We start from the raw sequence: 13,197 nt of genomic DNA, 5'->3' as shown, positions 1-13,197 counted from the left end.
GCTCAATCAAAATTTGGGATTTTTAGAACTGCACCTGTATTCGCCGATGTTACCATCTGCGCATAACGTCCAAGCCAGCCAGTTTTCACTTTTGGTTCCGGTCGTTTCCATCCTTTTTTACGCTTCTCTAATTCCTCATCACTAACTCTCACTTCTAACAAGCGTTCCTCAACATCAATACATACAATATCTCCTTGTTCAAGAAGTGCAATCGTTCCGCCAGCAGCTGCTTCTGGTGAAATGTGCCCTACTGAAATACCACGTGAAGCACCAGAAAAGCGACCATCAGTTAAAAGTGCAACATCTGCCCCTAATCCCATACCAGCAATTGCTGATGTTGGTGCTAACATTTCCGGCATACCAGGTCCGCCTCTTGGCCCCTCATAGCGAATGACAACTACGTCTCCTTTCTTAACTTTCCCAAGCATAATGCCGGCAAGCGCCTCATCTTGTGAATTAAAAATAACGCAAGGTCCTTCAAATCGTTTTACTTCGGTTGCTCCGCTTTTAATAACCGCTCCATCTTTCGCAAGGTTTCCTTTTAATATACGTAATCCCCCTTCTTCACTATGAGGATTTTCGAGAGAATGAATCACTTCCTTATCTTGAATCTCTGCATGAGCGATATTTTCTCGTAACGTTTGCCCAGTAGCAGTTATACGATCAAGGTGAAGTACCCCTTCTTTTCGGCTCATCTCTTTCAAAATTGCACTAATCCCGCCTGCTCGATCGATATCTTCCATATGCCAATTAGAAGCTGGACTTACTTTACATAAATGCGGTACACGCCTTGAAACTGCATCAATGCGGTTCATATCGTAATCTAACCCCGCCTCTTGCGCGAGTGCTAACGTGTGTAATACTGTATTCGTTGATCCACCCATCGCCATATCAAGTGCAAACGCATCATCAATTGCTTCTTCTGTTACAATGTCGCGTGGTTTAATATCTCTTTCAATTAAAATTTTCAATTTTTCTGCTGCTTGTTTAATTAACTCCTCACGTCTTGGATCAATTGCTAAAATACTCCCGTTACCAGGAAGAGCTAAGCCTAACACTTCACATAAACAGTTCATAGAGTTCGCTGTAAACATACCGGAACAAGAACCACAAGATGGACAGCCATGATCTTCAATATCCTTTAATTCTTCTTCTGAAATTTTCCCAGATTGGTAGGCTCCTACCCCTTCAAAAACAGAACTTAAATCGACAACTTCCCCTTTAGATGTTTTCCCAGCTGCCATCGGTCCACCTGAAACAAAAACAGTTGGAATGTTTATGCGAAGTGCAGCCATCATCATACCTGGTGTAATTTTGTCACAGTTCGGAATACAAATCATTCCGTCAAACCAGTGTGCATTTACAACCGTTTCTACTGAATCTGCAATAATTTCACGACTCGGAAGCGAATAACGCATACCGATATGGCCCATCGCAATCCCATCATCTACTCCAATTGTATTAAATTCAAATGGAACCATGCCTGCTGCACGCACTGCTTCTTTAACAAGTTTCCCAAACTCATTTAAGTGCTTATGACCTGGAATAATTTCAATAAAAGAATTACAAATTGCTATAAACGGTTTATCAAAATCTTCATCTTTTAAACCAGTTGCTTTTAATAAACTACGATGCGGAGCTTTATCAAAACCTTTTTTAATCATGTCACTTCTCATCTTGTCAAATCCCTTCTTACACATTTTTTCTCTTACTTAATCTATTTTTTAAAATAAAAACTCTCACCTCAGCAATCAACTACTACTTAATAGTAGCTTTGATTGCTGAGGCGAGAGTTTCGCGTTACCACTCAGCTTCCTTACACTTCTCACGAAATATAAGCTTTGTAGGTCCAACCAGACCCCCGTCCTTTTACCGGAGACGATGCCGCCGCCCTCTACTCAGTTTCCCTTTCGCAAGCGATGCTCCGAGGTGATATTCAATGATTCGATTGTTACTACTCTCACAGCCTTGGAGTAGCTCTCTGAAACGATCATAATCATCTACTTTCCTCTTCTTTGCATATACATAATGTAAAGTCTGAAAATTCTCAATTAACTTTTATTTATTAAACGTATTATAGGACTTTCTTCTTTTCATTGTCAATATATTTTTTGAAAATTTATTTTTCAATCTCAATTCATATACTAAAAAGTTATTTATTTTTTCTCAAAACAAAATTGGAATGAACTTCTTACACGTACTCATATATTACTTAAGTATGTTTGCTTTTCTACATAAAGAAAAACAACTTAAAAACATATAAAAAATTTATGAGGAGATGAGAGAACTATGTTAAAAGGTAAAATAGCATTAGTTACTGGCGCAAGCCGAGGAATTGGACGTGCTATCGCAAAACGTTTAGCAGACGATGGTGCATTAGTTGCTGTTCATTATGGTAACCGAAAAGAAGATGCTGAAGAAACTGTTCATGAAATTCAATCAAATGGCGGATCAGCTTTTTCTATCGGTGCAAATCTTGAATCTTTACACGGTGTAGAAAACCTATATAATTCTTTAGATACTGAATTGCAAAAGCGAACTGGTGGAACGGAATTTGATATTTTAATAAACAACGCTGGAATTGGACCTGGTGCTTTTATTGAAGAAACGACTGAACAATTTTTTGATAGAATCGTTTCAGTAAATGCAAAAGCACCATTCTTCATCATCCAACAAGCTCTACCGCGTTTACGTGACAATAGCCGGATTGTTAATATCTCATCAGCCGCAACTCGCATTTCTTTACCTGATTTCGTTGCATATAGTATGACGAAAGGTGCAATTAACACAATGACTTTCACTCTAGCAAAACAACTTGGCACACGAGGTATTACTGTAAATGCAATACTTCCAGGCTTCATTCAAACAGATATGAATGCGGAACTCTTGAGCGATCCAATGATGAAACAGTACGCTACTAACATTTCAGCCTTCAATCGATTAGGTGAAGTAGAAGACATTGCCGATACTGCTGCATTTCTCGCTTCTCCTGATAGCCGCTGGGTTACTGGACAATTGATCGATGTGAGCGGAGGATCTTGTTTATAAAAAACATATATTTTCAAATCTTTTTTATTGCGCAATAAAACAATTTATATAATACTGTATAAAACATATACATTTAGGAGGATTACAGCAATGTCCGAAAAAACATACGAACTCGCAACCTTCGCAGGCGGTTGTTTTTGGTGCATGGTAAAGCCATTTGACGAGCTTCCTGGCATTCAAAAAATCATTTCTGGTTATGCGGGTGGTCATATAGAAAACCCAACATACGAACAAGTAAAATCAGGGACATCGGGACATTTAGAAGTCGTTCAAATTACATTTGATCCTTCTATTTTCCCGTATCAAAAATTACTAGATTTATATTGGCCACAAATCGATCCAACTGATGATGACGGACAATTTTTTGACCGTGGCCCATCTTATCGCACTGCTATTTTTTATCATACTGAAGCGCAAAAAGAGCTTGCAGGAAAATCGAAGCAAACTCTTGCAGAAAGCGGTATGTTTAAAGATCCAATCGTAACTGAAATTCGCTCAGCTGCACCTTTTTATGAAGCAGAGGAATACCACCAACATTTCTATAAAAAGAATCCAGAGAAATATGCTACCGAGCAAAAAGAATCTGGTCGTGAAGATTTCATAAAAGAAAATTGGCAAAAAAAATAATAAAAACGCATCGTGCTTTCTTTTAAAAGTACGATGCGTTTTTATCTTTGAGAAAAGTACCATACAATTAAAAGGCCAATCGCGATTAATAACATCTGTTCAAAAACGCCATGTAAACTCTCATTTTATGGAAAAGAATAAGAACCCCTTTTTGTAAAAGGTTTCTTATTCAGTAGATTTAAGTTTAATTATTTTCTACATACCTTATTCCATAATTACTCCTGAAATAAAATAATATTACCCGCGATTTATTAGAAATTAAACATTCTTATTCCCATCAACACATATTTAGATTGACAAAATGTTTGGATCGGGCAGTCGGATACCGTGCCAGCTGTCTACATCGCATTGGCCATATTCGTTATCACCCACTGCTACCACCGTGCCGTCTGATTTAAGACCGACTGTATGGGCACAACCCGCCGCTATCGCTACAATATCGCGCCAATCACTTACATCACATTGACCATGTTTATTATTACCCACAGCTGTCACTATGCCGTCAGATGTAAGACCAATTGTATGATTACTCCCTGCCGCTATCGCCACAATATCGCGCCAATCACTTACATCACGTTGACCATGTTTATTATTACCCACAGCCGTCACCATACCGTCTGATTTAAGACCAACTGTATGAAGATAGCCTGCCGCTATCGCCACAATATCCCTCCAGCCACTGACATTGCATTGGTCATACCGATTATTACCCACAGCCGTCACCGTACCGTCCAATTTAAGGCCGATAGTATGCCAGTCGCCTGCTGCGACCGCCACAATATCACGCCAGCCGCTTACATTGCATTCACCTTCTTTATTTCGCCCCACTGCTACCACCGTACCATCCGATTTAAGACCAATGGTACGCCGCCAACCCGCCGCCACTGTTACAATATTATTCCAGTCGTTTACATCGCATTGGTTATGCTTATTCCAACCCACAGCTACCACAGTACTGTCAGTTGTAAGACCGATTGTATGAGCATTACCTGTGTTCGTCGCCATATGAACATTCCCCACCACGACCGCTTCAATATCACGCCAGCCGCTTACATTGCATTCACCTTCTTTATTTCGCCCCACTGCTACCGCCGTGCCATCCGATTTAAGACCAACGGTATGACCACGACCGGCCGCTATCGTATCTTTAGGCCACCGTTTCACCTTTAACACCTCATCTTTCGGTGAAATGTAATCCATGTTTTACCTCCTTCAAAATAAGCAACTGTATTGAAATAGATATTTTTATCAAACTTTATTTTTAATCCACATCTACAAAGGAAATCTATTACCACTTCTTCAAAAAATAAAAACCTCCAGTTTTAGTACTAGAGGTCTTCTATTTATTTCTTCAATCTCTCAATAAAATCCTGTAATTTATCAAGCGATTTCATGTTATGGTTACAAGCAACACCATCTTTGCAAATATAATTGCCCTTTTTAACAAACGTTCCTGGGATTTTCCCTTTTATTTCAACTAAAAACATCCCTACTTCTTCATGCCCATGACATAATGAACAAATACTTTTTTTATTTATGCTTTGGAACGTTCCTTGTAGACCAACGAACTTATTATTGTTTTTTGCAATTATAAATTTCCTGCTTGTTCCTTTATCAATCCAGCTTAAGTAAGACGTTTCTTTCATATTAATTTCTTCCATATCAGGAAGTTTTAATTTTTTCGCCTTAGGAAATAATTTTTTTAACGTTTGTGCTGTAACTTCCTGAAATGGTATTACATACGGATTTATTTTCAGTAAAAACGATTCTGCATCTTCTCGATTTTCAACTGTTAATACCGTATCAATTAACTCTTTCTGTTCATCCGTTAAATTCTCAAATACATGTATTATCTTTTCAATTGCAAGTGATTTTAACGCTTGAATTACTCCTCTATCATTTGCCGTCGCATGTCCATTTGCTAAAATATAAGCTTGTGACTTTATAAAATTATATTGATCACTTCTAATAAAAGCTTCCATCTTTATCACTCCATACAAATTGTTGATCTAGTTTTATTGTATACAATGATTCAGTTTTTTGATATGTAAAAGATAATTTAGAAATGAACATTGCATAGACATGCCTCTAGGAATTGTTTTTTTATTACTATTTTAATCTTTTCATCTCCTGACAAAAAAATCCATCATCTGTTTTCCATTCCGCATATAATACATCCTCAAATTTAGTAATCCCTTTTTGCTTAATTTGCTTATAAAGCCATCCCTCATCAAAACCTGCTTCCCTCAAATTATCCTTAACTACTTTTCCGTCACTAATTAATGAAATGGGTAAGTATACTGGCTTATGTTTTAAACTTAAATCATTTATATTGGGAGTTTCATATTTACTTTTTTTCAGAACGCTTATGTTTCCGTTAGGTTCCAATATCATATATTCAACTTCTCGGATTGAAAAAATATCTTTTTGTTGTCTTAGCATTTGCTGTAATTGGTTGATGTCCAAATGATTTGCACTTAATTGCTCTCGGTCAATATGACCATTACGAATGATAATAGAAGGGTATCCTTCAAAAAACCTTCTTGTTCCTCTTATTTTTTGCGTTATCACTTCTATTGTGTAAATTAATATGACCCAAACAAATACTGAATATAAAATAGACCACACTTTAATTTTAGGATCATATATTGAATTTCCAACAAGCTCACCAAGAACGATAGCAGAAATAAAATCAAAAGGCGTTAGCTGAGATATTTGTGTTTTCCCTAATATTTTTGTAGCAATTAATAGAACAAAAAAACCAACTAAAAGCTCTATCGTTATTTGTCCAAGATGATTCATAGTTATTCACCTTTCTGCTTTAACCCGCACTCTATGTATTCTGTTTAATACATAGACGTTGCATTTTTGATATTATCATGCCCATCCATATTCAATACATACAAAGTAAAAAGAGTCTGATTCAAAATAATATTCGAATCAGACTCTTTTACTTTTGTTTATTTAGAATACACAATCTTTTTAATCGTTTCTCCGGAAAGAAAATATTCTTCTGCTAATTGATGAATTGCAATTCCACTTTTAAAAGCGTCTTTAATTGCTTTATTTCTTTCATCCAGTTGTTTTCTTCCGCCAGATCGTGTACCCCATTTATAATGTTTTGTTTCTTGTTTTGGAATGTAAATTGTTTCACCTTGTATATACTTTTGAATTTCAGCAATTAAACTTTCCGGTAAAACAGTCGCAGCTTTTACGTATTTCATTTCTGCTCGCCCCTTATTTTTTATGGTTCATTTCAATAAGGTGCAAAGCCAAATATAAAAAATGATACGAGCTCATTTTGGCGATTGATTGTATATTACTTGTCTACCTCACGCAAAGTATCGCCATTTCCATACTTGGCTTTGCATGAGACGCTGCAGTGTCTGGCAATTGAATTGTAATCGCCATACAAACACCTCCTAATATACCTTTTGCATTTTATTATATGATAAATTCCCTCTCCTTGCATCTTCACAATTTTTGAAGCAACAAGTTACACAGTTTGATATAATACTTTTTAATCGAATCAAAAAGTATAGTGAGGTTGCGTTATGAAGAAGAGAATAATCATTACAATAGTTACAATATTCATTATTACTACAGCTTTATTCGGAACGTACAAATTGATGAACGCAAGAAGCTTTCAATTATTTGGAGATCTAACAAATCACGTAGAAACAAATGAAAAAGTGATTGCTTTAACTTTTGATGATGGTCCTACTAACAATGTAAAACAAATATTACCACTACTAGATAAATACAATGCGAAAGCTACTTTCTTTGTTATCGGAAACGAATTAGAAAACAATTTACCATTAGGAAAAGCAATTGTTCAATCAGGGCACCAACTTGGAAACCATACATATTCTCATAATAGAATGGTTTTCAAAACTCCTTCTTTCATTAAAGAAGAAATAGAAAAAACGAACTCGATAATCCGTCAAACAGGATATACAGATGAAATTGATTTTAGGCCACCCAACGGTAAGAAACTAATAGGACTACCATACTATTTAAACAAAAATAATATTGAAACTATCACATGGAATCTTGAGCCTGATACTTTTTATAAATCTGCGGCTGATAAAGTTGACTACGTCAATAAAATGATAAAACCTGGTTCTATCATTTTATTGCACTCTATGTATGATGAATCTAATGAAAATCTGCAAACCATTGAAGGTATTTTAGACTCTTTATCTAAAAAGGGGTATCAATTCGTAACAGTAAATGAATTGCAAAAAAGAGCAAAATAAAAAGGTAGCGTATCATACCACGATACGCTACCTTTCTTTTTATATAATTCCAAGTACATTTAAGAATACGATAATAATCGCAATTGGTGCAATATAGCGAAGTAAGAATAACCATAATAGGAATAGTTTATAGCCTTTATTTTTACTTACACCAAGCTCTTTCATTAATACATCTTTCTTCATTTTCAACGGAACAAAGATAGAAACTAATAAAACACCAAGCGGCATTAGTATGTTACTAACCGCATAGTCTGCTAAATCAAAAATTGTTTTCCCAAATGGTTTCACATCACTTAACAAACCGAATGATAATGCTGATGGTACCCCAACAACAAAGATTAACAACCCAACAATTAAAGCCATTTTTTCACGTTTCCCTTTGCTTTTACCTTTTGTTGTTAAAGATGCAACGCTAATTTCTAACATCGAAATTGCTGATGTAATAGTAGCAAAGAAGAATAGTAATAAGAAAACGATGAAGAATAATTTTCCGAACGCCATTTTACTGAAAATAGCTGGCAATACGATAAATAATAGTCCTGGTCCTTGAGATGGTTCCATTCCAAATGCGAACACAACTGGGAAAATTGCAAGTCCTGCAAGTAATGTAATAACAAGTGTTAAAGCTACGATAGAAAATGCTGAACGCGGTAAACTTTCTTCTTTCGGTAAGTATGAGCTATACGTTACCATAACGGCTACACCGACAGATAGCGAGAAGAACGATTGCCCCATTGCATATAAAATGATTTCTGATGTTACGTTTGAGAAATCAGGTTGTAAGAAGAATCGAACTCCTTCTCCGGCACCGTCTAACGTAAGTGCACGAACAATTAATACAAAGAATAAAACGAATAGTGCTGGCATGAAATATTTATTTACTTTTTCAACACCATTTTGTACACCTTTACTTACGATAAAAATAGTAATAAGGATGAATAATAGCTGTGATCCAACTGCTAAATACGGATTGGAAATGATTTCACCAAACGTAGCTTCGTACGCACCATTTCCTTCCCATAGTCTACCTGTAATTGCATTCCATAAATATAATAAGATCCAACCTCCTACAACACTGTAGAAAGAAAGTAATATGAAACATGTTACAATCCCTAATTTACCTAACCACGGCCATAACGTTTTAGGAGCAATCTCTCTATACGCATCAACAGCCTCTTTTTGTGTACTTCTTCCAATAACGAATTCAGCTAATAATAGCGGTAAACCAATTAATAATGTGAAACCGATGAAAATAAGGAAGAACGCCCCGCCTCCTCCAATACCGGCCATATACGGGAATTTCCAAATCGCCCCAAGACCAATTGCTGAACCTGCTGCAGCTAATACGAAACCTAATTTCGATGTCCATTGCTGTGAATTCATCTTTTTATCTCCTCTCTTTTTCTATTTCTTTTCATTATAATTCGCTCTATGTTCATATTGTTCTATTACTAGCCCGTTCTAATCCAACCACTTCCTCTCAAATAAAAAACGCCCCTACGTAAATACGTAGGGACGACAAAAATATCGCGGTACCACCCTAGTTATGAAGATACAACAAAAGTAAGACCTAAATAAAAACGCCCCTACGCAAATACGTAGGGACGATAAAATATCGCGGTACCACCCTAGTTATGAAGACACAACAAAGTTAAGACCTAAATAAAAAACGTCCCTACGTAAATACGTAGGGACGATATATATCGCGGTACCACCCTAGTTGTGAAAAAAATCTTCACCACTTTATTTGATAACGGTATGCACTACCGTCTTTCATTTCCTCACAATGTGAGATTTATGAAAGATGCTCCAGGACGAACTTCATGAATAATCTATATACTGATTCACACCAACCATCAGCTCTCTGAAATAGGGAGATTTTCACTACTATACCCTTTCATTGCTCAAATATTATTTTCCTAATTGATTACTATCATTTTTATCATACATTAAAAATAGTGTCAACTTATATTTTGAAATTTTATGCATTACATTCTATTTAAAAATTCAAAATATGACTTTCAAATGAATAGTATTAGAACATTTATGGTTTATACTGTATTAACTTCTCTAACAGGTTTATAGTAGTATACGATAAATGCAAGGCAGCACGAGTAGGAGGAAAGAATTTTGTCTACTTCAAAAGTTTTAAAAGGTACTGCTTTATTAAGTGGTGCAACAATGATTTCACGAATTTTAGGTTTTATATACTTTTTCCCCTTCCAATTATTAGTTGGAACGCAAGGGGTCGCTTTATACGGATATGCATACTCTTGGTACGGTATTTTATTAAGCTTTTCAACAGCTGGTATTCCAATTGCCGTCTCAAAATTTGTTGCAAAACATAATGCGCTTGGTGATTATAGTACAAGTAAAAAATTGTATAACTCGAGCGTAAAATTGATGTTGTTTATGGGCTTTTTAGGATTTTTAACTTTATTTATTGGAGCACCGTACATATCACAATTTATCATTCGCTCGAAAACGCCAGATCCACAATTTATCGCCGACGTAACACTTACAATGCGAGCATTAAGCTTCGCGCTTATTATCGTACCAGCTATGAGTGTTACACGTGGTTATTTCCAAGGTTTTCAACATATGAAACCAAGTGCTGTATCTCAAGTTGTGGAACAAATCGCGCGCGTTGTTTTCATTTTAGTTGGTAGTTTTATCGTCTCAAAACTATTAGGAGGCTCAGTAGCTTCTTCTGTTGCAGTTGCTACGTTTGGCGCTGTTATCGGGGCACTTGCCAGCGTCTCTATTTTAATGATGTACTGGAAAAAGTATAACGGATTAAAGCCTCCTGAAGGTGAATTAAAGTCAAGGGCATCCGATATTCCATTAAAAAATATTTATATGGAATTACTTCGATATGCAATCCCAATTGTATTTGTTGGTATTGCAATTCCACTCTATACGTTAGTAGATCAATATACCGTAGCTGATGTCCTTAGAGCGATGGGAGAGCCTTTAGAAACCGCGAATGCAGTTTTCGCTTATATAACGAACTATGCACAAAAGTTAATTATGATTCCAGCTTCACTTGCAACTGGATTCTCATTAACGATAATTCCAGCTATTACGAAATCTTATACAAGCGGGAAGCTAGATGAATTACAAGGACAAATTGCAAAGATATTTCAAGTATTGTTATTCTTCACTATCCCAGCCGCATTCGGTCTAGCAAGTATCGCTTACGATGCATTCCGCATGGTTTATGTAAATCCTGAAATTGCACTTGGTGGATCACAATATTTAATTTCATTTGCACCGTCTGCTATATTAAGTGCGATTTTCACAGTTTCAGCAGCTATATTACAAGGAATTGATTATCAAAGAAAAACAATGATTGCATTTTCAGTCGGTATTCTCGTTAAAATTGTGCTGAACACACCACTTTTACACTTATTCGGTGGACATGGTGCTGTACTTGGAACAATTCTTGGATATCTCGTTTCAAATATTATTATGTTGTACTGCATCGTTAAGTTTGCTAAATTTAAAATTGGCGAAACAGCAAAAACAGTATTTCTTATTACGATTTACTCCGCGGCAATGTCTGCTGTTGTAATCGCATTAAGAGCATTTATAAGCTGGATTATTCCTGGCCAATCTTATATAGAATCACTGATTATTGTGTTTATATGCGCATCAGTAGGAGGACTTGTTTATCTTTTATTCGTATTAACAAGTGGACTTGCTTCGCATATTCTCGGTGATCGTATTCAACGTTTGCCTGTATTAGGAAAGTTAGTAAAATAAAAAAAAAGAGATGTAACGCGTTGTTACATCTTTTGTTTTATCACTTCGCATATTGAATATGCTTTTGTTGTTCAGCGATATTTAACTCCGGAGCATATTGTTCTACTAAATGTAATACCTCTTCGATTAACACTTCTAACTCCTGTACACTATACTCCGGTTCCCCTATCAGCGTATTTGCCATACGCTCATATAGATTTTCAGGTTTAATACTCATTCGTTCCACATTATCTGGCATCCATTTAAATGCAGGATGATGCACGTACATTCGGTTCATTCCAAACAAGACCCCAAATATATTTCTTTGTACTTCACAAATAACATCATAAAGCATAAGCCAATCTTTTCGTTTCAAAAGAGCCTCTCGATTATGCCAACGATTGCTTAACCAAAGGTTTTCTGAAATCATCCTTTTCGCCAGTTCTTCTGGATATGCTTCAACTCTATCTTTTAGAGCATGTACTTTCACTTCTCCATACAAACTCACACCATCATGAACCGATGATACAATACATTGTTTCTCATAATTTATATCATGCTGCTCTATAACTTCTGAAATAACCTTTTCTACTGTCACTGTTAAAAAATTACTAATCTCTAGTTTAATTCCTTCTTTCGTCAAATATGTTTCCGACCATTCTTCTTCCTCGTAAGGATGATATGACAAAATCGTTCCACCAATATTGTTAATAGGTCCTTGACGATCCTCATCCTCTGGCGGTGCTGACCATAAAATATGTAATTCAATATCTGAATGTTCATCTTCTAACTTTCTAGCTACAGATCCTGCTAAAATAATAGCTTCGACTTTCGGGTTTTGCCTATAAATCTCCGACATTTTTATCGCTTTCTCTTTTAATCCCATTTCATTTCCCCCTAAAACTGCAGTACTCCCCTTACTTTTCATTTATCTATTTCAATATTCCGCATTACATTACCTTTTCAAATTCCTACTAAATTATATTTCTACCCAATAACGCTGAACAATTTCGCCAGTATGAGTAGAAACTACTTCATTTTCTAACACACCGCCAACCTTTTGAATCGTTTTAGCAGAACCAATATTAGATTTATCACAAGTTATTAACACTTTCTTCAATCCTAATTTTTGCGCTTTAGCCAATGAAAGTTGAAGTTGTTTAGTAGCATATCCTTGGCGACGTTTATTAGGATGCACACTATAACCGATATGACCGCTTTCCAGCAATAATTCTGGATTTAATCGATGTCTAATATTCACAAAACCTATAAGTTCTCCTTTTTCAAAACTTAAAAATTGACTAGATGGTACTCGATTAGATGGTAAGTTTTCTCCTACTTCTTGTATACTCACTTTTTCAAACCATTCATCAAGAGAAGCAAAATTTTGTAAAGAACTACTACCGTGTGGTTGTTCTCCTGAATTTAAAAATGCCTGCCTATACTCCATAATTTGTTCGCGATATTCGTATGTCAGTTTTAATAGTTTCATTGTCATTCTCCCCACTCATCCATTCTC

The 13,197-nt window shown here is 35.9% G+C and carries 12 protein-coding genes and 1 other annotated feature; of the genes, 4 read left to right on the top strand and 8 right to left on the bottom strand.

The genetic code is table 11. The features are described 5' to 3' along the window. Positions 1-2: 2 nt before the first annotated feature. Complete coding sequence (gene ilvD / locus NSQ47_RS03795; RefSeq protein WP_002012150.1) at positions 3-1,676, bottom strand: dihydroxy-acid dehydratase; 1,674 nt, start codon at positions 1,674-1,676, stop codon at positions 3-5. 613 nt (positions 1,677-2,289) lie between these two features. On the opposite strand from ilvD, the gene NSQ47_RS03790 reads away from it, so the two are divergent. Together NSQ47_RS03790 and msrA are read left to right on the top strand one after the other, a co-directional pair. Continuing rightward, complete coding sequence (locus tag NSQ47_RS03790) at positions 2,290-3,048, top strand: SDR family oxidoreductase (RefSeq protein ID WP_341036158.1); 759 nt, start codon at positions 2,290-2,292, stop codon at positions 3,046-3,048. Between the two features lie 90 nt (positions 3,049-3,138). Continuing rightward, positions 3,139-3,675, top strand: a complete 537-nt coding sequence (msrA, locus tag NSQ47_RS03785; RefSeq protein WP_215581299.1) for a peptide-methionine (S)-S-oxide reductase MsrA — start codon at positions 3,139-3,141, stop codon at positions 3,673-3,675. Positions 3,676-3,963: 288 nt separating this feature from the next. Here the strand turns inward: msrA and NSQ47_RS03780 are convergent, their stop codons facing one another. The 4 genes from NSQ47_RS03780 to NSQ47_RS03765 all read right to left on the bottom strand — a co-directional run bounded on the left by NSQ47_RS03780 (position 3,964) and on the right by NSQ47_RS03765 (position 6,899). After that, complete coding sequence (locus NSQ47_RS03780; protein WP_088078300.1) at positions 3,964-4,875, bottom strand: RCC1 domain-containing protein; 912 nt, start codon at positions 4,873-4,875, stop codon at positions 3,964-3,966. Between the two features lie 143 nt (positions 4,876-5,018). Then, positions 5,019-5,657 (bottom strand): FusB/FusC family EF-G-binding protein, encoded by a 639-nt coding sequence (locus NSQ47_RS03775; RefSeq protein ID WP_002200929.1) that lies wholly within the window; start codon positions 5,655-5,657, stop codon positions 5,019-5,021. A gap of 127 nt (positions 5,658-5,784) precedes the next feature. After that, positions 5,785-6,477: a DUF421 domain-containing protein gene (locus NSQ47_RS03770; RefSeq protein ID WP_002158372.1), complete on the bottom strand. Its 693-nt coding sequence runs from the start codon at positions 6,475-6,477 to the stop codon at positions 5,785-5,787. A gap of 158 nt (positions 6,478-6,635) precedes the next feature. Further along, the gene (locus tag NSQ47_RS03765) at positions 6,636-6,899 is read right to left on the bottom strand and encodes a CD3324 family protein (RefSeq protein ID WP_002202437.1); all 264 of its coding nucleotides are present in this window, start codon (positions 6,897-6,899) and stop codon (positions 6,636-6,638) included. Positions 6,900-7,229: 330 nt separating this feature from the next. Between NSQ47_RS03765 and NSQ47_RS03760 the strand changes: the two genes are divergently transcribed. Then, complete coding sequence (locus tag NSQ47_RS03760) at positions 7,230-7,934, top strand: polysaccharide deacetylase family protein (RefSeq protein WP_341036155.1); 705 nt, start codon at positions 7,230-7,232, stop codon at positions 7,932-7,934. 39 nt (positions 7,935-7,973) lie between these two features. Here NSQ47_RS03760 and NSQ47_RS03755 read toward each other — a convergent pair whose 3' ends face one another. Next, the gene (locus NSQ47_RS03755) at positions 7,974-9,317 is read right to left on the bottom strand and encodes a sodium-dependent transporter (RefSeq protein ID WP_341036154.1); all 1,344 of its coding nucleotides are present in this window, start codon (positions 9,315-9,317) and stop codon (positions 7,974-7,976) included. Positions 9,318-9,620: 303 nt separating this feature from the next. Then, positions 9,621-9,844 (bottom strand) — a binding site (T-box leader). A gap of 220 nt (positions 9,845-10,064) precedes the next feature. Between NSQ47_RS03755 and NSQ47_RS03750 the strand changes: the two genes are divergently transcribed. After that, a complete protein-coding gene (locus NSQ47_RS03750; protein ID WP_215581295.1) occupies positions 10,065-11,699 on the top strand; it encodes a putative polysaccharide biosynthesis protein in 1,635 nt (544 codons plus the stop codon). A 40-nt stretch (positions 11,700-11,739) separates the two neighbouring features. Here the strand turns inward: NSQ47_RS03750 and NSQ47_RS03745 are convergent, their stop codons facing one another. Further along, entirely contained in the window at positions 11,740-12,564 is an 825-nt protein-coding gene (locus NSQ47_RS03745; protein WP_215581293.1) for a DUF4037 domain-containing protein, read from the bottom strand. A 93-nt stretch (positions 12,565-12,657) separates the two neighbouring features. After that, positions 12,658-13,170, bottom strand: a complete 513-nt coding sequence (locus tag NSQ47_RS03740; protein WP_320618689.1) for a GNAT family N-acetyltransferase — start codon at positions 13,168-13,170, stop codon at positions 12,658-12,660. Positions 13,171-13,197 lie beyond the last annotated feature (27 nt).

This window comes from Bacillus sp. FSL R10-2780 (assembly GCF_038006125.1).
GTDB classification, from domain to species: domain Bacteria; phylum Bacillota; class Bacilli; order Bacillales; family Bacillaceae_G; genus Bacillus_A; species Bacillus_A cereus_U.
The sequence above is the reverse complement of the archived record's forward strand: the minus strand, read 5'-3'. Positions and strand labels throughout refer to the sequence as shown.

What these genes read in the sequence shown, in the direction of transcription:
- ilvD (WP_002012150.1), bottom strand. Translation starts at nt 1,676, where the DNA reads ATGAGAAGTGACATGATTAAAAAAGGTTTTGATAAAGCTCCGCATCGT.
- NSQ47_RS03790 (WP_341036158.1), top strand. Translation starts at nt 2,290, where the DNA reads ATGTTAAAAGGTAAAATAGCATTAGTTACTGGCGCAAGCCGAGGAATT.
- msrA (WP_215581299.1), top strand. Translation starts at nt 3,139, where the DNA reads ATGTCCGAAAAAACATACGAACTCGCAACCTTCGCAGGCGGTTGTTTT.
- NSQ47_RS03780 (WP_088078300.1), bottom strand. Translation starts at nt 4,875, where the DNA reads ATGGATTACATTTCACCGAAAGATGAGGTGTTAAAGGTGAAACGGTGG.
- NSQ47_RS03775 (WP_002200929.1), bottom strand. Translation starts at nt 5,657, where the DNA reads ATGGAAGCTTTTATTAGAAGTGATCAATATAATTTTATAAAGTCACAA.
- NSQ47_RS03770 (WP_002158372.1), bottom strand. Translation starts at nt 6,477, where the DNA reads ATGAATCATCTTGGACAAATAACGATAGAGCTTTTAGTTGGTTTTTTT.
- NSQ47_RS03765 (WP_002202437.1), bottom strand. Translation starts at nt 6,899, where the DNA reads ATGAAATACGTAAAAGCTGCGACTGTTTTACCGGAAAGTTTAATTGCT.
- NSQ47_RS03760 (WP_341036155.1), top strand. Translation starts at nt 7,230, where the DNA reads ATGAAGAAGAGAATAATCATTACAATAGTTACAATATTCATTATTACT.
- NSQ47_RS03755 (WP_341036154.1), bottom strand. Translation starts at nt 9,317, where the DNA reads ATGAATTCACAGCAATGGACATCGAAATTAGGTTTCGTATTAGCTGCA.
- NSQ47_RS03745 (WP_215581293.1), bottom strand. Translation starts at nt 12,564, where the DNA reads ATGGGATTAAAAGAGAAAGCGATAAAAATGTCGGAGATTTATAGGCAA.
- NSQ47_RS03740 (WP_320618689.1), bottom strand. Translation starts at nt 13,170, where the DNA reads ATGAAACTATTAAAACTGACATACGAATATCGCGAACAAATTATGGAG.